This is a genomic window from Pseudarthrobacter siccitolerans, from assembly GCF_001046895.1.
Classification (GTDB): domain Bacteria; phylum Actinomycetota; class Actinomycetes; order Actinomycetales; family Micrococcaceae; genus Arthrobacter; species Arthrobacter siccitolerans.
Window position 1 is genome coordinate 25,755 of the sequence record NZ_CAQI01000027.1, and the last position, 24,569, is coordinate 50,323.

General features: G+C 62.8%; 19 protein-coding genes. 11 read left to right on the forward strand and 8 right to left on the reverse strand.

The annotated features are described in order from the left end of the window. Nucleotides 1-73 precede the first annotated feature (73 nt). The 6 genes from ARTSIC4J27_RS01780 to ARTSIC4J27_RS01805 form a co-directional block, all read right to left on the reverse strand. Entirely contained in the window at nucleotides 74-424 is a 351-nt protein-coding gene (locus ARTSIC4J27_RS01780) for a GNAT family N-acetyltransferase (protein WP_050053504.1), read from the reverse strand. A gap of 27 nt (nucleotides 425-451) precedes the next feature. Further along, nucleotides 452-1,465 (reverse strand): pirin family protein, encoded by a 1,014-nt coding sequence (locus ARTSIC4J27_RS01785; protein WP_050053505.1) that lies wholly within the window; start codon nucleotides 1,463-1,465, stop codon nucleotides 452-454. Further along, nucleotides 1,462-1,983 (reverse strand): carboxymuconolactone decarboxylase family protein, encoded by a 522-nt coding sequence (locus ARTSIC4J27_RS01790; protein ID WP_083435257.1) that lies wholly within the window; start codon nucleotides 1,981-1,983, stop codon nucleotides 1,462-1,464. The genes ARTSIC4J27_RS01785 and ARTSIC4J27_RS01790 overlap by 4 nt, the downstream gene beginning before the upstream one ends. Nucleotides 1,984-2,111: 128 nt before the next feature. Continuing rightward, a complete protein-coding gene (locus ARTSIC4J27_RS01795) occupies nucleotides 2,112-2,747 on the reverse strand; it encodes an alpha/beta hydrolase (RefSeq protein ID WP_050053506.1) in 636 nt (211 codons plus the stop codon). Between the two features lie 10 nt (nucleotides 2,748-2,757). Continuing rightward, nucleotides 2,758-3,729 carry a ring-cleaving dioxygenase gene (locus ARTSIC4J27_RS01800; protein ID WP_050053507.1) on the reverse strand — a complete coding sequence of 324 codons (972 nt, stop codon included), beginning with the start codon at nucleotides 3,727-3,729 and terminating at the stop codon, nucleotides 2,758-2,760. 139 nt (nucleotides 3,730-3,868) lie between these two features. Next, entirely contained in the window at nucleotides 3,869-4,411 is a 543-nt protein-coding gene (locus tag ARTSIC4J27_RS01805) for a YceI family protein (RefSeq protein ID WP_050053508.1), read from the reverse strand. A 177-nt stretch (nucleotides 4,412-4,588) separates the two neighbouring features. On the opposite strand from ARTSIC4J27_RS01805, the gene ARTSIC4J27_RS01810 reads away from it, so the two are divergent. Together ARTSIC4J27_RS01810 and ARTSIC4J27_RS01815 are read left to right on the forward strand one after the other, a co-directional pair. Beyond that, nucleotides 4,589-5,650, forward strand: a complete 1,062-nt coding sequence (locus ARTSIC4J27_RS01810; RefSeq protein WP_050053509.1) for a maleylacetate reductase — start codon at nucleotides 4,589-4,591, stop codon at nucleotides 5,648-5,650. A 142-nt stretch (nucleotides 5,651-5,792) separates the two neighbouring features. After that, complete coding sequence (locus ARTSIC4J27_RS01815) at nucleotides 5,793-6,371, forward strand: NADPH-dependent FMN reductase (RefSeq protein ID WP_050053510.1); 579 nt, start codon at nucleotides 5,793-5,795, stop codon at nucleotides 6,369-6,371. Between the two features lie 251 nt (nucleotides 6,372-6,622). Here the strand turns inward: ARTSIC4J27_RS01815 and ARTSIC4J27_RS01820 are convergent, their stop codons facing one another. Continuing rightward, nucleotides 6,623-7,657, reverse strand: a complete 1,035-nt coding sequence (locus tag ARTSIC4J27_RS01820) for a LacI family DNA-binding transcriptional regulator (RefSeq protein ID WP_050053511.1) — start codon at nucleotides 7,655-7,657, stop codon at nucleotides 6,623-6,625. Between the two features lie 3 nt (nucleotides 7,658-7,660). Further along, nucleotides 7,661-8,680, reverse strand: a complete 1,020-nt coding sequence (locus tag ARTSIC4J27_RS01825; RefSeq protein WP_050053512.1) for a LacI family DNA-binding transcriptional regulator — start codon at nucleotides 8,678-8,680, stop codon at nucleotides 7,661-7,663. A gap of 263 nt (nucleotides 8,681-8,943) precedes the next feature. Between ARTSIC4J27_RS01825 and ARTSIC4J27_RS01830 the strand changes: the two genes are divergently transcribed. The 9 genes from ARTSIC4J27_RS01830 to dgoD all read left to right on the forward strand — a co-directional run bounded on the left by ARTSIC4J27_RS01830 (nucleotide 8,944) and on the right by dgoD (nucleotide 24,480). Next, nucleotides 8,944-9,969 carry a carbohydrate ABC transporter permease gene (locus ARTSIC4J27_RS01830; protein ID WP_200900734.1) on the forward strand — a complete coding sequence of 342 codons (1,026 nt, stop codon included), beginning with the start codon at nucleotides 8,944-8,946 and terminating at the stop codon, nucleotides 9,967-9,969. Then, nucleotides 9,966-10,787, forward strand: coding sequence for a carbohydrate ABC transporter permease (locus ARTSIC4J27_RS01835; RefSeq protein ID WP_050053514.1), 822 nt, complete (start codon nucleotides 9,966-9,968; stop codon nucleotides 10,785-10,787). The genes ARTSIC4J27_RS01830 and ARTSIC4J27_RS01835 overlap by 4 nt, the downstream gene beginning before the upstream one ends. A 56-nt stretch (nucleotides 10,788-10,843) precedes the next feature. Further along, entirely contained in the window at nucleotides 10,844-12,121 is a 1,278-nt protein-coding gene (locus tag ARTSIC4J27_RS01840; protein ID WP_083435259.1) for an ABC transporter substrate-binding protein, read from the forward strand. Nucleotides 12,122-12,190: 69 nt separating this feature from the next. Then, on the forward strand, nucleotides 12,191-14,770 hold the full coding sequence (locus ARTSIC4J27_RS01845) for an alpha-L-rhamnosidase-related protein (protein WP_050053516.1): 2,580 nt from the start codon (nucleotides 12,191-12,193) through the stop codon (nucleotides 14,768-14,770). Then, nucleotides 14,764-18,465: a glycosyl hydrolase 115 family protein gene (locus ARTSIC4J27_RS01850; protein WP_050053517.1), complete on the forward strand. Its 3,702-nt coding sequence runs from the start codon at nucleotides 14,764-14,766 to the stop codon at nucleotides 18,463-18,465. The genes ARTSIC4J27_RS01845 and ARTSIC4J27_RS01850 overlap by 7 nt, the downstream gene beginning before the upstream one ends. Before the next feature lie 261 nt (nucleotides 18,466-18,726). Continuing rightward, entirely contained in the window at nucleotides 18,727-21,627 is a 2,901-nt protein-coding gene (locus ARTSIC4J27_RS01855) for a glycoside hydrolase family 2 TIM barrel-domain containing protein (protein ID WP_083435260.1), read from the forward strand. Then, entirely contained in the window at nucleotides 21,627-22,673 is a 1,047-nt protein-coding gene (locus ARTSIC4J27_RS01860) for a 2-dehydro-3-deoxygalactonokinase (RefSeq protein WP_050053518.1), read from the forward strand. The genes ARTSIC4J27_RS01855 and ARTSIC4J27_RS01860 overlap by 1 nt, the downstream gene beginning before the upstream one ends. Beyond that, on the forward strand, nucleotides 22,670-23,335 hold the full coding sequence (locus ARTSIC4J27_RS01865; protein WP_050053519.1) for a 2-dehydro-3-deoxy-6-phosphogalactonate aldolase: 666 nt from the start codon (nucleotides 22,670-22,672) through the stop codon (nucleotides 23,333-23,335). The genes ARTSIC4J27_RS01860 and ARTSIC4J27_RS01865 overlap by 4 nt, the downstream gene beginning before the upstream one ends. Further along, nucleotides 23,332-24,480: a galactonate dehydratase gene (gene dgoD, locus ARTSIC4J27_RS01870; protein ID WP_050053520.1), complete on the forward strand. Its 1,149-nt coding sequence runs from the start codon at nucleotides 23,332-23,334 to the stop codon at nucleotides 24,478-24,480. The genes ARTSIC4J27_RS01865 and dgoD overlap by 4 nt, the downstream gene beginning before the upstream one ends. Nucleotides 24,481-24,569: the final 89 nt, after the last annotated feature.

A 24,569-nucleotide genomic window follows, 5' to 3' on the forward strand; every position in this document is an offset into this window, starting at 1 on the left:
TCCGTGTTCACTCATCTTTGTTGCTAGTCCCCGTTAGACAGAGGCATCGGCATATCCATCCTGTCGGCTGAGGTCATTGGTTGCCGGCGTGTTGGACAGCGGCGAGGTGTTCGGGGTGGACCGGGGTCATACGGGGCTGATAGTCATTGTGCTTGCGCAGCCAGGTTTTGACGTAGGGGCAGACGGGGACGACGGCGATTCCGGCTGCGAGGGTGTCGTCAAGGGCCTCCTGCACGAGGCGGGCGGCGAGGCCTTGCCCGGCGTAGTCTTCGCTGACTGTGGTGTGGTAGAAAATCCGCTCCGGTCCCTTTGTGCTGTTGTGGGGGAGGTAGTGGGCTTTGCCGATGACCGCATCCCCCTCGAGGAGTTCGTAGCGGCGGCGTTCCGGGGCGTTCCGGACCGTGAAGGTTGCGTTGTTTTCCAAAGAGAAGGCCTTCCTTGAGATCGTGCTTCAGCCGCGGGGGCGTAGCTGGACGTTGGGCAGTTCCGGGGCGGGCAGCGGGTCGGGGTAGCCTTCGGGGTATGGCCCGAACCGGGGGTATGGGGCCCCGTCTGGGTAGGTGTGGCCGGCAGGAGGCTCGGCTGGTTCGGCGGCGATTTCGGCCTGCCATGCTGCGCGGTAGCTGACGACTTCGTCGTGGGTACGCCCGACGAAGTTCCACCACATCACTATGTGCTCGCCCAGTGGTTCGCCTCCGAGGATCAGCACCCGGGCTGGGGTTTTACCGGCTTGGAGGGTGATGCTGGTCCGGCCGGGGGCCAGGTAGTGGAGGTGGTCCACGGACATGGGTGTGGCGTCCAGGCTGATTTCTCCGGTGTCGACCAGGATCCCATGTTCAAAGGAAGGGTCAAGGTTTAGTTCCAGGCTTGAACCTGCCTTGAGCACGGCCTCGGCGCCGAGCAGGGGCGGGGTGTAGGTGGCTACGGGGGAGGAGGACCCGGCCAGGGAGCCGATGAAGACCCGCAGCTCCGTGCCGTCGCCGGAGACTGGTTCCGGGGCGTAGTGTTCGAAGGTCGGAGGCATGTTCCTGGTCGCGTCGGGCAGGGCGTACCAGAGTTGGGCGCCGTGCAGGATGCCGGTGTCCGGGGTGGAGAATTCCTGGTGGGAGATTCCCCGCCCGGCGATCATGAGGTTGACTTCCCCTGGCCGGACGATTGCCTCGTAGCCGGCGGAGTCGCGGTGGGCGATTTTGCCAGTGAAGAGCCAGCTCACGGTGGCCAGGCCGGTGTGGGGGTGCCGGGGGACGCGCATGCCTCCCGATTCCGGTACGAGGTCAGGGCCGTAGTGGTCCAGGAAGCACCAGGCGCCGATCAGGCTGCGTTGCTTTTGGGGGAGGGTGCGACGGACCGGCATGGCGCGCGGGCCGCCGAGGGGAACTTCCCGCGGAGCCAGAAGCTCCATCTCCTTCGTGCCTGCCATTTCGGCGCAAATAATTTCTTCGGGAGCTGTTTCGAGGTTGCTCATGACAGGACCCTCTGGGCTTCTTGGGATGCGGTTGTCCGCTGGTTGCTGCTGGGGCTGGCCGCAGTCCGGGGACGGACGGGATGGCCGCTTAGGACGGACACCCTGTTGAAGGCGTTCATGGTGATCGCGCACCACTGCAACGCCGAGAATTGCGCGTCGGTAAGATCGGCGCGGGCCGCGGCGAGTTCGGAAAGGAAGTTTCCGTCATCGTGCAGGGCAGTTGCGGCTTCCCCGATGGTGAGGGCGGCGCGTTCAACGGCCGTGAAGATCCCCGCTTCACGCCAAGCGGGTAATACAGCCAGCTGCTGGGCACTGACTCCAGCTTCGCGGGCCAGACGGTCATGCAGGTCCAGGCAGTACGCGCAGCCGTTGAGCTGGGAAACCCTGACGCTGAGAAGCTCCACCACCGCCCGGGTCAGGCCGGCGGCTTCGGCCGCCGCGGAGACCTTCAGCGCCAGGCCGTTCAGCGCCCGCCAGCTCCCGGGATCGGATTTGTCCAGAAAAAACGAACCGGCCATAACAACTCCTTTTAGTAGGACAGGACGCGCTGGTCGGCGTCCGGTCCTGGTCCCGCAGCCGCTGATTAGCTGACTGGTGCGGCCCTCATGATCCTTGCAATGTCAAAGCTTCGAAGCAATGTCTTGCCCTATGGGTTGTGGCCGAGCCAGGCCTTTGCGGCCTCGACGTCGCTGGGTTGAATCCCGTGGCCGCCAGGGCGCAGTACCTGCTTCACTGCTGCCCCTTGGAGTGTGAGTTGGGAGATGAGAGTCCTCACGCTGGCCAGTGGGGCCATGGGATCGGCGTCGCCGTTGAGGGCAAGGATCTGGCTGCCGGCAAGGGTGGTCGGGGCGGTGCGCTCACCGAGGGGGTACATTCCCGAGAACGCGATGACCCTGTCCAGGGCTTCGGGATGGAGGATCGCGGTGGCGAGGGCAATGTTGGCGCCGTTGGAGAACCCGACGGCGATGATCCTGCGGTCGCCGAGGCCGTAGTGGTCCCGGGCCGCGCGGATGAAGCCAGTCAGTTCCCGGGAGCGGTCGATGACGTCGTCAACGTCAAATACCCCCTCGCCGTGCCGGCGGAACCAGCGCAGCATGCCGTGCTCCTGCACCCTGCCTCTGGGAGCCAGGATCGCGGCGTCCGGGTCCAGAGCTCCGGCAAGGGAGGCGATGTCGTGTTCGTTGCTGCCGGTCCCGTGCAGCATAAGCAGCACGGGACCATCCCCGCGCCCTGGAGCGTAGAGGTGGGGCCAGGCAGTGACCTCGGCGTTGCTTGTGGTCATGTCCCGGGTCCTAGCGTCCGGCCAGTGCGGGGTTGTTTTCGCCTGGAAGCTGGATGCGGGCCATGGAGCCCTCGATGGCTTCGCGGGAGGGTTCCATCCACGGCGGAAGCTTCAGGGACCGGCCCAGCTCCAGCAGCGGCTCGTCGATGTCGAAGCCGGGGGTGTCGGTGGCGATTTCGAACAGCACCCCGCCCGGTTCGCGGAAGTAGATCGAGGTGAAGTACTGGCGGTCAAGGATTTCGGTCACGGCGTAGCCGCGGTCGGCCAGGTCTTGGCGCCACAGCTCCTGGGTTGCGGTGTCCGGCACCCGGAAGGCGATGTGGTGCACGGTGCCGCCGGCGACCAGGCCTGAGGGTCCCTTCGGGTCGGCGACAACGTCGACGATGTTGCCTGCACCGCCCGCCCCCGCTTCCAGACGGGTCCGATCGGCGGTTTCGCCGGTGATGCGCAGGCCCAGATCCTCGGTCAGCACCCGCAGCGTGCGCTCGGGGTTCCTGACGGTAAGGACTGAGGAGTGCTGGCCGCGGACGGCGTAGTCGGCAGGGACCGACGCGGAGTCCCACGGGTCGCGGGGGTCGGTGGTGGAGGACGCGACCAGGTCAAGCTGCAGGCCGTCCGGGTCGCGGAGCGACAGGCGCTCCTCGTCCGGGGAAACGCGGGAAATGCTGGAGTTCACGCCGAGGGCGTTGAAGTGGTTCTGCCACCAGCCCAGGGTTCCGGCGGGGACCGAGAAGGCCGTGGTGGTGGACTGTCCGGAGCCGATCCGGCCCGGCGCTACCTTGCCCCATGGGAAGAATGTCATCAGCGAACCGGGCCGGCCCGCCTCATCCCCGTAGTACAGGTGGTAAGCCGAAGGGGCATCGAAGTTCACGGTCTTCTTCACCAGGCGGAGCCCGAGGCCCTTGATGTAGAAGTCGATGTTGGCCTGCGGGTCACCGGCGATGGCGGTGACGTGGTGCAGACCGGAAGTGGGTGCGGTCATGATATTTTCCTCCGGGTTCTGGTGGTGTCCCGGTCGACCCTTCCGGCGGCCGGTATACATGCAAATGCATTTACTTTGCGGGATATTCCCGCACTGCCCCCGTCGCTTGGACCAGCGGAGGGTGGGCAGAATTTAGCGCTTAGTTGGCGGACAGCACGAAAGCGGCATCGACATTGATGGTGACCTTGTCGCCGACCAGGACGCCGCCGGCTTCCAGTGCCGCGTTCCAAGTGATGCCGAACTGCTTGCGGGAGATCACGGTGGTGGCGGAGAACCCGGCGCGGGTTGCGCCGAAGGGATCCACTGCGGCGCCGCCGAATTCGACGTCGAATTCCACGGGCAGGGTGGTGTCTTTGATCGTGAGTTCGCCGGCGAGCTTGAACTGCTCGGCCGAGCCCTCGGCTCCGGAGGAGCGGAAGGTCATTTTGGGGAACTGCTCCACATTAAAGAAATCCTGGCCCTTCACGTGGGCGTCGCGGTTGTTGTCGTTGGAGTCGAAGGACGCGGTGTTGATCGTGGCCCTGACTGCAGAGGAGTCAAGGCCGCTGCCGATGACCAGGGTCGCGTCGGCTTCGGTGAACTGGCCGCGGACCTTGCTGATGCCGGCATGGCGGACCACAAAGCCGATTTCGGTGTGAGCGAGGTCAAGGTTCCACGTGCCGGGGGTGAGAGCTACAGACATTATTTCCTCCTGGGTTGCGGCGGGAGGTTCCCGCCGATACATGCATTTGCATCTACTTTGACCGAGGTTAGTTGAAAAGTCAACTGTGTCCCGTAGCACGTTCCCGGGACCGGCTGGTCTGTCCGCCCCGGGCCTATACTCGGCCGTGTCATTGCCACCAGTAGGGGAGTTCCGGTCATGGGTTTGAAGTTTGAGCACGTCACCTTGGGTCAGCGGGTGTTGTTCGGCACTGGTTTGGCCGGGGCGAACCTGGCTGCCGAGGTGGCCAGGTTGGGTGCGGACAGGGTCATGGTCATCGCTTCACCCTCTGAGGCCAAGCGCTTGGCGTCCGTCACAGACGCCATCAAGGTCGCCCTCCATCACCACGATGTGGCCCCGCATGTGCCGCTGGAGAAGGCGGAAAAGGCAAGAGCTGCGGCTGCCGAAAACAACATTGACCTGCTCGTCTGCGCCGGGGGTGGATCAACCACAGGCCTGGCCAAAGCGGTCGCGTTGACGCTGGGGCTGCCGATTATCGCCATCCCCACCACCTATGCCGGCTCAGAAGCGACCAACGTGTGGGGCCTGACCGAAGCGTGCAGGAAGACGACGGGTGTTGACGATGCTGTCCTGCCGGTAACGGTGATCTATGACGCCGCGCTCACCCTGGGCCTGCCGGTGGAACTGTCCGCAGCTTCCGGGCTCAACGCTATGGCCCACTGCATCGACTCGATGTGGGCACCCCGGGCCGACCCGATCAACGCCGCCCTCGCGGCCGAAGGAATCCGGGCACTCAATACGGCACTGCCCGCCATCAAAGCCGACCCGCTGGAACCCTCCGGACGTGAACACGCCCTCTACGGCGCCTACCTGGCCGCAGTAGTGTTCGCCTCAGCCGGATCCGGAATGCACCACAAAATCTGCCACGTGCTGGGCGGTGCCTACAACCTTCCGCACGCCCAAACCCACGCCATCATCCTGCCCCACGTCCTGGCCTTCAACACCCCGTACGCCCCCGAAGCCCAGGCCCGGATCGCCGCGGCCTTCGGAACAACCCGGGCACTGGACGGGCTCAACGCCCTCCGGGACACCCTGGACGCCCCCACAGCCCTGAAGGACTACGGCCTGGCCGAAAAAAATATCCCCGAAGCCGCGCAGCTGATCCTGCCGGCCATCCCGGCATCAAACCCAGGCGAAGTCACCACTGAAGCACTCGAGAAGCTCCTCCACCGCGCGTACACAGGATCGGCAGCCCTGTGAATGTCATCCAGCCGGACTGGCCGCAAGACCAGCCATCGTTCCTCGTGACACACCTCACGTCGAAAAAGCTTGATCCTTCAACAAGACAACGGGCATGATGGATACAGCAAGTACATGCATATGCATCTAGTTAGGAGTCGCAATGACCAGGATCGCCATCATCACCGGCAGCACCCGCCCGGGCCGCATCAACCACCAGGTCGCCCAGTGGGTCCTCGAGCAGACTGCGGACCGCACCGACGCCGAGTTTGAAATCGTCGACATCGCCGACTTCAACCTTCCGGTTCTGGACGAGGCTTACCCGGCCGCCTACCAGAACTACCAGAATGACCACACGAAGGCGTTCTCCGCCAAGATCGCCGAATTCGACGGATACATCTTCATCGTCGCGGAGTACAACCACTCCATCTCCGGTGCTTTGAAGAATGCCCTTGATTACCTGAATGTCGAGTTCAACAACAAGGCCGCCGGCTTCGTTTCATACGGTTCCAAGGGTGGGGTGCGCGCGGTGGAGCACCTGCGCGGCATCGCCTCCGAACTCCAACTGGCACATGTCCGCAACCAGGTCATGTTCTCGATCTTCTCCGACGTCGAGAACTTCAACACCTTCAAGCCCACCGAACAGTCGGCCGCGGCCCTCGCTCCGATGCTGGACCAGCTGATTCTCTGGACCCGCGCCATGGAATTCGCACGCAGCGAAGCGCTGGTCACCGCCGGCTAGTACCCGTCCCCGGCAACTGAACCGCCGAACGCTGAAAATCGCACTGAAAAGCCCCAGAGGTCACCCCTGGGGCTTTTCAGCATCTCGACAGCCATGCAAAGAAGGGAAAGTCGCATTTCGCGAGCCCTGCCGAGTTAGCGAATCCGGCGGCCCCTTGTCGCGTCGAGCTGTGTCCTTCCCGGACGCCTTGCCCTCATAAACACCATCACGCACTCTATGGATCGACGTTATCTGCGGAAGTGGAGGAGCATCTATTGGGTCGGAGCCACGAGTTTGCCACTTGACCCGCGCACGAGCAGCGTGGCCCGCAGCTCGTGTAGACCTCGCTGCGTTGCCACCCTCGGGTTTCCGTCCGAGCCCGGAAGGGCGGACAGGACCAGGTCCAGTGCCGCCGCGCCGCACTCGCTGAGGGGAGAAGCGATGGTTGTTAGTGCTGGTGTGGTGAAGTCCGAACCGAAGATGTCGTCTATGCCTACGACACTGAAGTCGTCCGGTACTTTGACCGCTGCGGCCTGCAGTTCTTGCATAAGGCCTATGGCCAGCAGGTCGTTGTAGCAAATGGCAGCGGTGGCGCCTGATGCACGCACGTTGCGGGCCGCGATTCTTCCCCCCTCAGTTGTGGGCGCGGTGGTGGGGATGAGTTGCGTCTCGCGTTTCATCCATTCACAGCACGCGACGAGGCATTCCCAGCGCCGTGCGGAAATCCACGATTGATCAGGTCCCGATAGAAAGGCGATCTTGTGGTGGCCTTGAGCGGCCAGGTGACGGACCGCTGCATTGATGCCGGGCTCGATGTCGGGTACGACGGAGTCAACTCCGTCGACGTGCCGGTTTATAACTGCGATGGGCTTCTGTTCGCTGAGGGCAATGATGTCCGGATCGCTCATACGGGGCCCGGCCAGAATGATGCCATCGGTTGATGGCTGCATTCGTTGGGCGGCAATGGCCTCCGTTTGGGCGGATTCGGTCGATTCGGCCAGCATCAAAGTTGTGCCGTGGACCGCTGCTGCCGATTGAGCGCCGCGGATGATGTCGAAATAGCTGGGGTTAGTGATGTCCGAGACGATCAGACCCACCAGCCCGGTACGGCCGGTCGGGAGCGCCCGAGCCAAAGGATTGACGTTGAAATTGAGCTCTGCGACAGCGTCCTGGACGAGCTTGCGCGTCTTGAGACTGACCCGTTCCGGTTGGCCCAGGGCACGGGAGACGGTGGAAGGATTGACGCCCACCAGCTTCGCAACATCGTAAATCGTTGCCCTGCCGCTTGCGGTTTTCGCGCTCTTCATGCGCTAACGCCGCGCAGGCTTGGACGTACCTGTGCTCTTGCGCCAGACCACGGCCGCGACCGGGTCAGTGTATGTCGGCTCGGCTTCGTTCCGCATGGTTGCCAGGAGTTTGGCAACGGATCGGCGGCCAAGTTCTTCGTAATCGACCTTCACAGTCGTCAGGGTTGGCGCGAGCCATTCCCCCACGGGGCTGTTGTCCCAACCGGCCACGCTCAAGTCCTCCGGAACGCGCCAGCCCCGCTCAGTCGCGGCGTGGATCGCGGCAGCAGCGAGGACATCGTTGGCAGCGATGACAGCGGTGACTCTTGTGTCCTCCGGTAGCTCGAGGACCGCACGTCGGCTGGTTTCTGCCAGCCAGTCGCCTCCTGCCACCCCGGCGGATTCGAGGCCCAGGCTATCGATGGTTTCCAGATAGGCCTGTTCCCTGCTGCGTACGGTGGGGTGGGTGCGGTCGCCGGCAATGTGCATGAAAGTCCGATGTCCCTGGTGGGCGAGGGCCTCGATGATCTCTGCGACAGGCGATGCATCGGTGAGGTCGCCAATGCCGCGCATTTCGTCGTCATATTCCGCGCCGACCACTACCGGTACCCGTGAGGCAATCTGTGCTTGACGCACCGCTTCCAAGGGGGTCAAGGCCAGAATCCCTTCGAAAAGGCCGGCCTCTGCCAGCTCGAGCACGCGGTCAGACCGCTCTGTTGAGGAGCCGGTCAGTGTGATGGCATCAACTTGGTAGCCCGCTTCACGAGCCGCTTCGGTTGCGCCGGTGAGCATATGTACCGAGCTGACAGCCGTGCCGGCGGGAAAGAGAATCGCCAACCGGCCCGTGCGGTTAGTACGCAGTGCCCGGGCTGCAAGGTTGGGCCGGTAGTCAAGATCTGCGATGGCGGCTTTGATGCGTTCGCCCGGATCCTTTCGCGTGCGCTCTCCGTTGAAGCGCAGGTAACGCGAAACCGTCATATGGGAGACGCCAGCAGATTTCGCGATGTCATAGATCGTTGAACGTCGCTGTTCCTTATCGATCACGACGGCCTCCTTGCGTATCGAAGAGGGTTTGGCCGGAGATACCCGCGTCAGCTGTCCTCACCGGAGCTGACCGAAGCTTGACCATAGTGTTATCGATATCTACTCTAGACCAGAAGTCCACAAAAGGATATCGATACGAATTAGGTCTTGACCCATAGTGTTATCGATATCTACAGTGGTCACTAAGAGTTCACGTTATCGATATCGCTTTCACTCTGAAGGCAAAATCGACACAGTTGCCCGTCTGAGGGCCCTAACACTTCTTGAACAAGAACCGCATCGAAGGAGATGAGTGCTTTGATATCCACCGAGCGCCGACCAGGAGAAGGCCGATGACGGCGCCACCAGTGGTAAGCGACCCCGCCGCGATCCCGGCCCAGGTGACAAACCGGAAAGCCCCTCGTCGCCGACGTACACCTGGCGTGGGCGGCGTGCGTGTGCCCTTCTGGTTCGTGCTCCCCGCGGTGCTGGGTTACGCCGCCGTCGTTCTGGTTCCCAACATTGGCGGCGCTGTGCTGTCGTTCACCAACTGGGACGGCTACACGACCGCAATCGACTTCGTAGGTTTCGCCAACTTCACCCGCGTCCTTGAAGACGACAACGCAGTCCGGGCCATCGGCAACACCTTCCTTCTCACCATTGTTGTGTCGCTGGGTCAGAACCTGCTTGGGCTGCTGCTCGCGCTCGGACTGCACACGAAGGTCAAGACGCGCATGGTTCTGCGCCTTATTTTCTTTCTCCCCGTCGTCCTCACACCGATTGTCGTCGGGTACCTATGGAAGTACCTCCTCACCCCCGAAGGAACGGTCAATCAAGTTCTCGCTGCCGTGGGGCTGGAGAACCTTCAGCAGGACTGGCTCGGCAACCCCAACCTCGCGCTCTTCTCCGTCTGCGCGTCGATCATCTGGTCCGGTTCCGGATTCTCGATGGTCATCTATCTCGCCGGCCTGCAGGCTGTGCCGCCTGAGCTTCTCGAAGCCGCGGCCATCGATGGCGCCGGGCCCATTCGCAGCACGATTTCCATCGTCCTGCCACTGATCAACGGTGCCATTGTTGTGAATCTTCTGCTGGCAGTGCTGGGCAACCTCAAACAGTTCGACTCGGTGTTCGCCATGACCAACGGTGGTCCCGCGGGATCAACCGAAACGATGGCAACGGTCGTCTACAAGACGGCATTCCTTTATCTCCAGTACCCAAGTGCGCTTGCGCAGGGTGTCGTGCTCACCATCGTCGTCGGCGTCATCGGCTTCCTGCAGTACCGCATCACTCAGCGGAAGGCCCTCGCATGAACCGCTATACAGGCCGCACCCTGGCAATCGAGATCATGCTCATTGCCGGTGCCCTCGTCTTCCTGATCCCTCTCTACGTGCTCGTATCCGTCGCGCTCCGCGACCCTGAAGCCCAGGCCGGTTTCCTGGGATTCACGTGGCCACTGAAATTCGACAACATCGCTACTGCATGGGTTGAGTCGAACATGGGTGCCGGACTCCTGAACAGTCTTTTGATCACGGTCGTATCCGTTGCACTCATCATCGTTATCGCATCCATCGCAGCGTACGCGCTCACCCGGAACACTCAGCACTGGTCCCGCGGTTTGTTCTACCTGTTCCTGCTCGGCTTCCTTTTCCCTGGCCAGCTCGCGATGCTGCCGCTCTACCTTGGCTTCTCCTCCATAGGACTCGTTGGCAACCCGCTCGCGGTCATCCTGATCGCGGTCGGGGGGCACATGCCCTTCACGATCTTCCTCTACTCCGCCTTCCTGCGGGACCTGCCCAGGGACTACGAGGAGGCGGCGGCCATCGATGGTGCCAAACCACTCAGGACCTTCCTGACCGTCGTGTTCCCGCTCGTCCGCCCGGTCACCGGCACCGTCGGAATCCTCGCCGCACTGGGCATCTGGAATGACTTCTTCACCCCATTGCTGTACCTCAGCGGCAGCAGCAGCAAGACGGCCCCATTGTCCGTCTACTCCTTCGTGGGCGAGTACAGCGCGAACTGGCCGCTGGTCTTCTCCGCCCTCATCACGTCGGTTATCCCCATCCTTGTCGCCTACTTCCTGATGCAGCGCTTCATCATGCAGGGGTTCGCTTCCGGGCTCAAAGGCTAGCCGTACGGCTCGCTTCAACCTTGTCAGCACCTACAGAAAATAATGAAAGGCATCAAATGTCAGTGAAGACATCAAAGCGGATAACCGCCGCGGCGGTCGCAGCGGTCCTCGGCGTCTCGCTCGCCGCTTGCGCCAGCCAGGCCCCGTCCAGCCCTACGGCCAGCAAGGCCACAACGGGCTCATTCACAATTGGCACGAACCATAGCCCGGCCGTGAACGCCATCGTCGAAAAGTTCAAGGAAAAGTACCCGGAGATCAACGTCGAGGTCAAGGACATGGCGCAGTCCTACCGTGAGGTCCTCGGGTCCCAGCTCGCCGGTAACAACGCGCCGGACGTCATGGAGATCCCCGGTGGCGGGGGAAACCCGATCAGCGCCAAGGTTGCCGGCGGACGCGGCTTCTATGCTGACCTGTCAGGAACTTCATGGGCGGGGGACATCCCGGAAATCGCGGAGCAGCAGCTCAAGAATGACAAGGACAAGCTGGTCGCCGTGCCGATGGTGGTGTCATCCATCGGTGCCATCTACAACCAGGGTGCGCTCGATGAAGTCGGCCTCACCGCTCCGAAAACCTGGAGTGACGTACTCGATTTCTGCGCCGACGCCAAGGCCAAGGGTCGCGTGGCCTACGGGCTCGGACTATCCGACGCCTGGACGACCCAGCTGATCCCCTACGCCCTGACGTCCACCCTCGTCTACGGTAAGGACCCGAAGTTCCTCGAAGAACAGCTCGCGGGTAAGAAGTCCTTTGCCGACTCCGCATGGAAAGACTCGTTCGACAAGTACCTTGAAATGGACAAGGCCGGCTGTTTCAACCCCAGCCCGGTCGGCACCCCGTACGCCAGCGTTCAGGAGGCAATCCGTGCCGGCAGCACGCTGGGCACCGTATCGGTCGCGAACGAGAACGCCAACATCGCCAAGGGCGGCCCGGCCAACCTCAAGCTCACGTACACGGCATTCCCCGCGACGGACAACCCTGAGGACCAGTACCTCCCCCTTTCCACCTCAGGCTTCGCGCTGAACGCCAAGAGCTCCAGCAACGGCGCGGCCGCAACCTTTATCGACTTCCTCGCAGAACCGGCCGCCCAGGTCGCCTATGCCACGGCCTTCGGTGATGCACCGGCCATGCCGGGTGACGAAAAGCTTTCCAGCGAGGTCGGTCAACTCGCGAAGCAGTACATCGATAAGGACCATGCCACCACCTGGCCGGACCGCCTGTGGCCCAACGCCACCATCCAGCCGAAGGTATTCGACGGCGTCCAGGCGCTGTTCATCGGCAGCAGCACAGTCCAGGACGTCCTCGGCAAGATGGACTCCGCGTTCAAAGCAAGCTGATCCGGTTCGGGGGTCACGCGGTAGGCGTGACCCCCGAACTATCTCCTATCTCAACCAAGAAGGAATGTTGTGGCCTCCTCGCCCGACCAGGTCGAACTCGCACCTGACCTAGACGATCTCCCTCCGAACACCGACTGGCAGACCTACGTCCCCGCCCCGGCTCAACCCGACGCCCGGCCTGTCGCGGCCATCAAAGTCGAAGGTGACGTGGCCGGCCTCGCAGAGTTCCTCGAGGGCACAGGTGACCTTGTACTGACCTACCGTGACGGCGGACCGGTGCCCAGCGTTGTCCTGGACTACGGCACGAACGTAGCCGGCCGGCCGTGGTTCGATGTCTCCCGGGCAGATGCGGGGACCGCCGTGCGGGTCTCGTACAGCGAGAGCGCTCACTGGGCCGGACCAGAGGGGGACATCCGCGGAGGACACAACGCCAGCGCCAACCGGGGCCGGGTCGAAGTGTTGGCGATCAACGGTCCGGGACGGATCGACAGGGAACTCATTCAAGGCGGGCAACGCTTCCAACGCCTTGCCCTGGAAACCCCCGGTACCGTCTCGCTGGCCTCCGTCGGCATCCACTTCACGGCCTTCCGGGCAACACCCGAGCAGTATCAGGGCTGGTTTGTCTGCAGTTCCGACGAGCTCACCCGGATCTGGTACGAGAGTGCCTACACCACGCAGTTGAACCAACTTCCCGCCGACACCCTGCCCATCCCCTGGACGGTCGATGACAGCGGTCTGCGCGCCAAGGGCGGCACACTTGCGGTACTCCGGGACGCTGAGCACTGGACAGACGTCACCGCCACGTTCGAGACACGCATCGTCGACCGGGCAGCGGGCTGGGTAGTCCGTGCCGCCGATGAGGGCGCCCGCGGCTACCTGTTGACACTGCGTACACCGGAGGAGGGCCGGCCCTGCACCCTGCACTGGTCCTACTTTGACGACGGTTACGAGGACCGGCCGCAGGACACTGTACGCCGCTACACGGAACTGGGCTCGGTCGAACTCGAAAAGGACCTCGATCCCGCCGATTGGCACCGCGTCCGCACCTCCGTCGAGGGTCCACTCCTGACGGTCGAAATCGACCAGACCACGCCCGTCCGTGTTGACCTGCGCGAACTGGCAGAAATCCCCCTCGTGGAGAAGGGATCATTTGGCTTCCACGAGGCATGGGACACGAGCAAAGTACCAGGAGAGCACGCGCACTTCCGCAACCTGGTTGTGACAGCAGCCGACGGCAGCGAAGTGTTCAGCCACGACCTCAACGACGCCGAAGTACTCGGCCAGTTCATCGGTGACGGTGTCGTCTCTCCCGATCCGCTCCCGGTCATCCTCGACGGCGCCCGCCGTGACCGCTCAGTGTGGAGCGGTGACCTCATCGTTCAGATCCCCAACGTCTTCTACACGACCGCGGCAGCGGATTATGTCCGCGGTTCGATAGAACTCCTCAATAGCTTCCAGGAGCCCGATGGGCGCCTGCCAGCCCGCATACCGCCCCTGTTCCCTCCTGCGGTTCCACCACAGCACGGCCAGGTCTATTCCGCGGTGTACTCGATGCACCAGGTAACGAACCTTGCCCTGCACCACCTCTACACCGGCGACCTGGACTTCGTGCGGACCCAATGGCCTGCAGTCCTGCACCAACTCGAATACGACCACTCGCTCGTAGACGGGCGCGGGCTGTACGTGACAAACGAGGATAACGGCCTCGACTGGGACTGGTACGACGGCCCCAAAACCGGCGCCGTCAGCGCCTACAACATCGTCTACTGCCATGTTCTTCGCCAAGCATCCGTGCTCGCCGCAGCGCTCGGCGAAACCACCACTGCCGCCGATCTGGCCGCCCGCGCAGAAAACTCACGCTCAGCGATCAACGAGCACCTTTACGATGCACAGCGCCGGCTTTACGTCCTCTCCGACCTCCACAAGGACGCGGTAGCTCAGGACGCGAACGCCCTCGCTGTCGTGCACGGTATCGCCCGGCCCGAGGACGCAGCAGACATCCTCGCCGCCCTCGACCAGGCACTGCCCCAGACGCCGTTCGGCCCGGAGGTGTTCGATGCTGCCGCCGGATTCCAGCAGAACGTGAGTCCCTACACGTCCGGGTTCCACTTGGGCGCGCTTTTCGAAGCTGGCCTCACGGATCGGGCGATAAAGCTTCTGCGCGATCTCTGGGGTCACATGGCCGCCCCCGGCCCGTACGCCAGCGGCACCGTCTGGGAGTTGCTGGAGACAGACGGCACGCCGGGCTTCGGTGTCACCACTAGCCTCGCCCACGGCTGGGCCTGCGCCCCGACCGTCGCGTTGTCCTCGTATGTGCTCGGCATAACCCCCCGGTCCACAGCCTTCCGCACCTGGAGCATCGCACCCCAGACCGGTCCGCTCACCTGGGCGCGCGGTCAGGTTCCGACTCCCGATGGCCCGCTGGAAGTGAGCTGGAAACGGGAAGGATCAGCTTTGAACCTCGATGTCGTGACGCCCGGTTCCACCTCAGGCGCGATCACCGTGCCCGGTGCCGTTGCGCGCCTGCGCGGAGTGACAAACGGCGGCGAGCACCTTGACCTGACCCAAGCCTCGACGAACGGCGCGGCAACCATTTCATTCGACATACAGGCCGGCGGCCGCTACACCGTAGAGAGCGAGCTATGCTGACATCCTCCACCACCTCCACAGCCCCTGCAGCCGCCCCGGCACCATCCCCGAAGGCGTCCTCATATCTGAGCGTTGACCCCGATGCGGGCCTAACAATCGCGGTCGCCGGCGGAAGTCTTGGCATCAGCATCGCGGACACCGAGGACAGTGCCGTCCGCCGCGCCGCTGAAGACCTGGGGCGCGACCTTGGCCACGTCTGCGGCCCCCTGGACATCACTTTCGAAGACGCCCGGAATGCAAGGATCGTCATCGGAACGATTGGGCAATCCGCAGCGATCGATGCCGCCATCCGTTCGGGCAAGCTGGACGTCTCCGCGCTCAAGGATGAGGCAGGACGACTGCGCTGGGAGGGGTTCCTGGTATCGGTGGTTGACGATGTCCTCTACCTGGTCGGTACGGACCGCCGCGGGACCATTTACGCCATATACGATTTTGCCGAAGCAGCCGGCGTCTCTCCCTGGTACTGGTGGGGCGACGTCCCCGTCCGGACCCGAGACCACCTCACCCTCAAGCCCGGCACCCACATCGTTGACTGGCCGTCGGTACGCTACCGGGGAATCTTCCTCAACGACGAAGAGGAACTGTGCCACTGGGCCCGCGCGCACACCGCAGATGACACCATCGGCCCGGAAACCTACGCGAGGGTCTACGAGCTGATTCTCCGGCTCAAAGGCAACTACCTGTGGCCCGCCATGCACGTAGGGGCCTTCAACCACGACCCTGAAAACGGCCGCCTCGCCCACGAGATGGGTGTTGTCATCGGCACCAGCCACTGCGACATGCTGCTGCGCAGCAACGAGCATGAGTTCGGTCCGTGGGTGGAGCAACGGGGAGAACACGTTGAATACGACTACTCACTAACCGGCCGCAACAGGGACCTTCTGAAGGAATACTGGCGGGGGAGCGTTGAACAAAACCGCGGATACGAAGTCACCTGGACCGTGGGCATGCGCGGGGTGCACGACTCGGGTTTCGAGACCATCGCCATCGACGAGGACGCATCTCTGACCGAGGCAGACAAGCTGCGCGCACGAGTAAACCTTCTGGAACATGTGATGCGGGATCAGAGGTCCCTCCTCTCGGAAGGACTATCCCTTCCCCCCGAAGCCGCACCGCAGCTGTTCATCCCCTACAAAGAGGTGCTTCCGCTCTACGACGCCGGCCTCGAAGTCCCCGACGACGTCACCGTGGTGTGGGCAAATGACAGCTTCGGCCACATCCGCCGCTTCCCCGATCCGGCCGAGCGCCAACGCGCCGGCGGGCACGGACTCTACTACCACTCCTCCTACTGGTCCAACTACACCACCAGCTACCTCGCCACCTCATCAACGCCTCTTGCCTTGATGAAGTCAGAGCTGCGCAAAGCATGGGACGAGGGCATACGCCAGCTGTGGGTGAACAACATCGGCGGCCTCAAACCACTCGAACTGGAGATGGAGTTCTTCCTGCGCAGCGCATGGGAAGCCGGCAAGGAAGAAACCACCGCCGACATTTCCGCCTTCACCGCTCAATGGATTGACGCCAAATTCAGTGGCGGTCACGGCCCGCAGGCAGGCGCCATCTATGCCGCCTACTACCAGCTGAACAACCAGCGCAAAATCGAGCACCTTACCACTGATGTTTTTCCACAGGTCGGGTACGGCGATGAAGCGAGTCGGCGGCTGGGGGCAATCCAGAAACTTTACGAGGAGACCAACGCGATCCTGACGGCTCTTCCCCAGGATGAACGTGATGCGTTCTTCCAGCTCTTCGCAATCAAAATCCACATGTGCTACATGACAAACGCGGAGTTCTACCACGCAGACAGGAGTTCCCTGGCCTACCGGACCGGTAAAGGAGCCGCCGCGGACCGCTACCTCGACGTCTCCCGCGCGTTTGCCGGGAACATCCGGGCCCTCATCCATCATTACAACAAGCAGATGTCCGGCGGCCGGTGGGATGGCATGTTCACCCCCCACGAATTCCCGCCCCCGGTGATGCCACTGCATCCAGCGGCCACGCCTGCACTTTCGCTGAGGGAGCCTGGACTTGGGGTCACGGTTTGGGGAGCAACGGACCCGGACTCAGCACCGGAAATTGTCTTCTGGCCAACCGGCACCGACGCCAAGTGGATCGAGGTCTACAACACCGGTGCCGGACACATCAGGTTCACCGTTACCGCCGAACCGTGGATCGAGATCGGCGCACATCCTGACGCCGTCGCCACCGAAACACGGATCCCTGTCCGCGTCGCCAACCCGGACCTTCACGCAGGCCGCACAGGAACTGTGCAGGTGAGATCTGTCGACACCGGAGAGACAGCCCTTATCTCGGTGCGCGTGATGGCAACAAAGCCCGTACCCCATGACTTCAGCGGAGCGTTGGAAGCCGACGGATACGTGAGCATCGACCCGTCCCAGCACGACCAAACCACCCTCGCACAACACAGCAACTGGGCTGTGGTGCAGCACCTCGGCCGCTATGGCAACGCCGCCATCCAGACTGAGCTGCCGGCGGTAACTACATCCTGCGACCTGGAAGCAATACTTGAATTCGGGGTACACCTTGAAACTCCCGGTGCACACCTCTTGGAGCTCCACCGCCTGCCCACACTGAACTCGACCGGCCGCATCCGGGTCGGAGTGAGCGTTGATGACTATCCAGTCGTGGTCCTTGAGAGCGCCACCACCGACGAGCATCGGGGATCGTGGTCGATGACTGTCCAGGACAACATCGAAAAACTCCAAATTCACTTGCCTTGGCTGACCCAAGGGCCCCACACACTGCGCCTTCATGCAATCGACAAGTTTGTCGCTATTTCGAAGGCAGTCATTTATACGACAGTGCCAGCTGCCAGCAACCTCGGACCCGATTTCAGCACCCACGCCCATCGGCCAGGCACCCGCCTGGAAGATCCAAACCCTGCGGCCATCAGCCCTGAAACGGTCGAACGCGCTGCCAGGAATATGTACGGAATCGATCCGCAGGCAGTAGCGAAGCCAGATCAGATCTACGCGGACCGCCGGTTCTGGGACGGTCCAACCACGTTCCGCCGCCCCATTTCGATACCACAAACCCAGCACGGATCACCGATAGAGACCCTCACCCCGCAGGGAACGAAAGACGTGATTGCGGCGATGGGATCCGGAGTCATCCACGAGGCCGGTGGCGTCATTGCCTTCGAAGCCGAATATGCTCTCGCCAACAGCCAAGACGCCTGGTTGACGCCGGGCGGCCACAACAGATCAGCATCCTGGACACACACCCAGGCAGAGACGAGCGGCGGCACCGGCCTCGCCATGCACGTGCAGCCCCGTGGCACGCTATGGGAAGACCCCCTTCACGCGCCCGGTATGCACTTCGCCCTCGACGTCGGATCTCCAGGAACCTACCGTGTGTGGCTTCTGGTCAAGTTCGACGACAACCAGGACGACTCTTGCGTAATTGCCGTAGACGGCGTCCCGCAGCAGACCAGCGAACAATACTCCCGAGGGAGCCTGTGCGCCTACGGCCTCCGCCAGAGATGGGTCTGGGTGCACCTGTCCAATATTGACCTCACCTCCGGTGACCACACCTTCTCCATCATCGCCCGCAAGTCAGGTTTACGTGTGGACCGGGCATACCTCACCCTCGGGGACGAGCTGCCGCCGGTCGACGCCCACTGGGTCCCGAATCTACGGTCAATACTCTCCGCCCACCCGGCGCAGGGCAGATAACAGGCCCCGCGCCGGGACTCATCCGGTCCGGGCTGGTGCAGGAAATATTTGAGGCATTGCGCACCAGCCCGGGTCATCTCACAACGGCCAAGGCATGAAAGTCCGAAGCCACGGCAGCCCTCGAGTCGGGCCAGCCCTTTGCCCTGAATCCAGCACCCAGGTCGGCGCCGGCGTTGCCCGCGCGGCGCCACCCGAGGCCGACCATGAACCACCAGCCGAGCAGCCGTTTCCCCAGCCTCCAGCAAGGAAAGAACACCCGAGATGAACGAGCAGGCCCCCGTGCTGCCGTATTACGAACAATTCCACCCCACTACCGGAATCCGCAGCCCAAGAGCGTGGTTCATCTCGGACGCACCCCGGCTTTCACTCAACGGCGCCTGGCGGTTCCGGTACTCCTCCCACGCGGACCTTCCAGACGACCTGGCCCAGGAAGACACCGACGACACACAATGGGACACACTGACGGTCCCCGGCCATTGGCAACTCCACGGGTACGGGCACCCCATTTACACCAACACAAGGTACCCGTTCCCGGTCGACCCGCCGCATGTCCCCGACGACAACCCGACAGGGGACTACCGCCGCTCCTTCCGGGTCCCTTCCGAATGGAACACCAGCGACGGCATTGTCCTGCGGTTTGATGGCATTGATTCCTGCGCCAAGGTCTGGCTCAACGGCACAGAACTCGGCGTCATCGCCGGCAGCCGGCTCCCGGCCGAGTTCGACGTGTCCGATGTCATCAAAAGGGACGGCACGAATGTGGTTGCAGTGCGCGTGCACCAATGGTCCTCCGGGACATACCTTGAAGATCAGGACATGTGGTGGCTCTCCGGAATCTTCCGCGACGTGACGCTACTGTCTCGGCCGGCCGGAGGCATCGACGACTTCTCCGTTACAGCCGCCTACGACCATGAAACATCAGCCGGCATCCTCCGCATCGACACCTCCGCCGACGCCAGAATCCAAGTACCCGAACTCGGAGTCGACGCACCCGCAGGAGAAGCCATCGTCATCGCGGACGTGGATCCGTGGTCGGCTGAACGGCCCCGGCTTTACGATGGCACCTTGTTCACTGCCACCGAATCCGTGCCGCTCAGGATCGGATTCCGGACCGTAAAAATCATCAACGGGGTACTCACCGTCAACGGAAAACGTGTGCTCTTTAAAGGTGTGAACAGGCACGAATTCGACCCGGACAGCGGCCGGACCGTGGATGAAGAACTGATGCGCCGGGACATCGTCCTGATGAAACAGAACAACATCAATGCCGTGCGGACCAGCCACTACCCACCCCACCCCCGCTTCCTGGAACTGTGCGATGAATATGGGCTCTGGGTCATGGACGAATGCGACTTCGAAACGCACGGGTTCTTTCCCTTCAAATGGGTACCCATCTCGGAAAACCCCACCGATGATCCCCGCTGGCGTGAAGCCCTCGTGGACAGGATGGCGCGCATGGTGGAGCGGGACAAAAACCGCCCCAGCGTCATCATCTGGTCCTTAGGAAACGAATGCGGACCAGGAGAGAATCTGGGAGCCATGGCCGAGTGGGCCCGCAACCGTGACCCAAGCCGTGTCCTGCACTACGAGCGCGACTGGAGCTGCCAATTCGTCGACCTCTACAGCCGCATGTACGCCAGCCATGAAGAAGTCGAGGCGATCGGCCGGGGCGAAGAAGCCCCCCTGGCCGATGCCGCCCTCGACGCCCGTCGCCAGGCGATGCCCTTCATTCTGTGCGAATACGGCCACGCCATGGGAAACGGCCCAGGGGGGCTATCCGAATACCAGGACCTGTTCGAAAAATATCCCCGATGCCAAGGCGGGTTCATCTGGGAGTGGATAGACCACGGCCTCACCGCCACAACAGCCCAAGGCAACAGCTACTACGCCTACGGGGGCGACTTCGGAGAGGAACTCCACGACGGAAACTTCGTTGCCGACGGCCTGATCTTCCCCGACAGGTCACCCTCACCCGGCCTGGGCGAATTCAAAAAAGTGATTGAGCCAATCCGCATCACAATCAACACAGGATCGGTCACCATCCAGAACCTGTACGATCTCACCGACGCCGCCCACCTCGCATTCGATTGGGAATTGCAGCAGGAAGGAACAACCACAGCCTCAGGGGACCTGGAGCACCCCGGCCTTCCAGCCGGAGCAACAGTCACCGTGCCGTTGCCCGAGATGCCCTCCACGAAGGGGGAAACGTGGCTCACGGTCCACGCCCGCTTACGGAACGAAACGGCGTGGGCACCAGCCGGACATGAAATTGCCTGGAGCCAAAGCCAAATCAAGGCCGCCCCGGATGCCCCCCGGTCCCGCACGCAGGCAGTCCCTATGTTGGTCGAGAGCGATGGCTTCCGACTGGGTGATGCCGCCTTTGACCTGCGCACAGGTGGACTCAGGAGCCTGGGCCCGCTGGCAGTCACCGCCCCTCGCTTGGATGTCTGGCGGGCACCCATCGACAACGACCGGGCATTCTCCTGGGATCCGCTGGTGCCGCAGTGGAAAACGCTCGGACTCGACAGGGTCCAGCACCGGGTGAAGTCCGTGAAGTGCACCGACGACGGGTTCATCGTCCAGACCCGGGTGGCCCCTGCCGGCACAGAGCTGGGCCTGGCCACGACGTACCACTGGCGGCAGCATACCGAAGGCCTGGAACTGACCCTGACCGTGGCGCCCGAGGGGGAGTGGACGCTGCCCCTGCCGCGGTTGGGGCTGCGGATGGCACTGCCGGCACATCTTGACCAAATCAGCTGGTACGGGCTTGGCCCCAACGAAGCCTATGCCGACAGCCACAAAGCGGCCAGGGTCGGGAGCTTCCGTTCAACAGTTGATGCCCTGCAGACTCCCTACGTCTTCCCCCAGGAAAACGGCAGCCGGCTCGGAACCAGGATGCTAACGATCACAGACACGCACGGTCGGGGACTACGGGTAACCGGCGGCGACCACTTCTCCTTCACGGCACGCAAATGGACCAGCGAAGAACTCGAGGCTGCACAACACACGACCGACCTCAAAGAAGGTGACAACGTGTGGCTGAACCTCGACTACGCCCAGAACGGCATTGGATCAGGATCCTGTGGCCCGGGCGTGCGCCCGGAGCACCAATTATGGGCAGAAAAGACCGAGATGCGGCTCCTGTTCACGGCGATAGCCTGATGCCTGACTTCCCGAGTTACCCCGCCCCTTCAGCCGACGGTCCTGGTCACTTTCCACGGCTCATCGGACTGGACTGGGGATCCACGGCATGCCGCGCTTACCTCATCGGGGAAGGCGGCCGCATACTCGACTCCAACATCGGCGGCCTCGGCGTTCTTGCCCTGTCAATGGCGGCCCCTGAGAAGGAGGCAGCGTTCGACAGCCAGCTGGAGCTACTGGTGGGGAAGTGGCTGCGGACCAGACCCGGGCTCCCACTGCTGGCTTGCGGGATGGTGGGCAGCGACCAAGGCTGGGCCGTGGCGCCCTACAAGGAAACCCCGGCCGATCTTATGAGTAAGTCGCTGCTTCCACTTACCGAAGTGTCCACGAGTTCCGGTCCGCTGCACATCGTTCCCGGCCTGCTCACCAACGGCACTAAGAAACCACACGTCAAAGGGCTACCGGACGTGATGCGGGGGGAAGAGACCCAGATTCTGGGCGCCCTTCCCGACATCCCCGGCGACGACCTGTCCGTGATCATCCTCCCGGGAACACACACCAAGTGGGTGCGGCTACGGGGGAGCACCGTGACGAACTTCGGCACGTCCATGACCGGAGAAATCTACGCACTCCTCCTGCAGCACAGCATTCTCGGACGCTTGGTGGAGAACCCAGCTGCCCCCGATGAAAACGCCTTCCAGCAGGGCCTTGACGTCGTCTTCCGCGACGGAACAGGGCCAGCTGGGGGTGGCACCGACATACTCTCCACGCTCTTCTCCGCCCGAACCCTTGCCATGACCGGCCAGATCCGGCCATCCAGCATTCCGGACTACATATCGGGGTTGATGATTGGGACCGAGGTCGCTGGATTCGCCGGTCACTGGTTGAACTCCAGGAAAGACCGGCCGACAGTAACAATCTGTGCCAACGACGCCTTAGCTTCCCGTTACGCCACCGCACTTTTGCAAGTGGACATCAAGGCGACTCTGGCGGTGGAAAATGCGGCAGCGAGAGGGCTGTGGCGCATCGGCGTAAGGGCCGGGCTTATTGAAAGGGAATCAACATGACGGGCACACCGACCGGCTTGGTGGCGATCCTTCGGGGCCTGACCCCGCCCGAATCCGAGGCAATCGGTGCGGCCCTATACGCTGGCGGCTTCCGTTCCATCGAGGTCCCGGTCAATTCACCGGACCCCTATCGAACCATTCGGCGGTTACGTTCAAGCCTGCCTGACGACTGCACCGTTGGTGCCGGTACCGTCCTGCGAACCGCGGAGGTCCAACTGGCCCATCAGGCCGGTTCGACCATGATCGTTTCACCGAACACGAATCCGAAAGTGATCCGGGCCGCCGTGGCAGCCGGGATGCGCAGCTACCCCGGGGTCGCAACCCCCACCGAAGCGTTCACCGCAATAGACGCCGGCGCCACCAGCCTCAAGCTCTTTCCTGCCGAATCCATCGGCATTACGGGGATGAGGGCATGGCGGGCCGTTCTGCCGCCAGAGGTCGAGATGGTGCCTGTCGGCGGCATCGATGCGGCCAATCTCGCTCGCTGGGCGGCAGCCGGCGCCGGCGGCGCCGGGATCGGAACAACACTCTACAAGCCAGGCCGCAACGCCGCCGACGTCGGCGCACGCGCTGCCGAGCTCATCGCAGCGTGGACCTCCGCGACCACAATGGCCAGCGCGCAGCCCGTCACAACGGAGACGTACACACAGGAGAATCCATGAAAATCACCTCATTGACGACGTATTCCGTCCCTCCGCGCTGGCAATTTTTGAAGATCGAAACGGACGAGGGAATCACCGGCTGGGGCGAACCCGTGGTCGAGGGACGAGCCGCCACCGTGGCCGCTGCAATCGACGAACTCTCCGACTACATCATCGGAAAAGACCCCCGGAATATCGAGGACTTGTGGACGGTGATGTACCGGGCCGGCTTCTACCGCGGCGGACCGATCACGATGAGCGCCATTGCGGGCATCGACCAGGCGTTGTGGGACATCAAAGGTAAAGCGCTGGGGATGCCCGTACATGAACTGCTCGGCGGAAAAGTACGCGACAGCATCCGGGTTTACTCATGGATAGGCGGAGACCGCCCGGCCGAAACGGCGGCGGCCGCTGTTTCCGCCGCCGAGCAAGGCTTCAGTGCCGTCAAGATGAACTGCACGGAAGAAATGCAATACGTCGACACCTGGGACAAGGTCCAGCGCTGCCTCGATAACGTCCAGGCAGTCCGGGAGGCAGTCGGTCCCAATGTGGGAATCGGCGTGGACTTCCACGGTCGCGTACACAAACCCATGGCCAAAGTCCTGATCAAGGAACTCGAGCCCTACAAACTGATGTTTATCGAAGAGCCAGTCCTCTCCGAACACACCAGCTCTCTACTGGACGTCCTGCGCAATACCCCGACGCCCATCGCCCTCGGGGAACGGCTGTACTCCCGATGGGACTTCAAAGACATCATCGCCAGCGGAGCTGTGGACATCATCCAGCCAGACCCCTCACACTCCGGTGGCATCACCGAGACGCGCAAGATCGCCCACATGGCCGAGGCGTACGACGTCGCCCTTGCGCTTCACTGCCCCCTGGGCCCCCTTGCGCTGGCCACCTGCCTGCAACTGGATGCCTCCTGCTACAACGCCTTTATCCAGGAGCAAAGCCTGGGGATCCACTACAACACATCAAATGACCTGCTCGACTACATCCACGACCCCACCGTCTTTCACTACGAATCCGGGATGGTCCGAATTCCCGACGGTCCAGGTCTTGGTATCGACGTGAACGAAGAGTACGTAATCGAACGCTCCGCCCAGAGCCACCGCTGGCGGAACCCCGTATGGCGGCATGCCGACGGCTCCTTGGCTGAATGGTGAAGGAGTGCAGCCTGATACACGCGCGGAACGGCCACTCAGAGGACTGGCCGCCGTCCGCGCTGTTGGCGACAGAGTCGCCGAAGCCACTC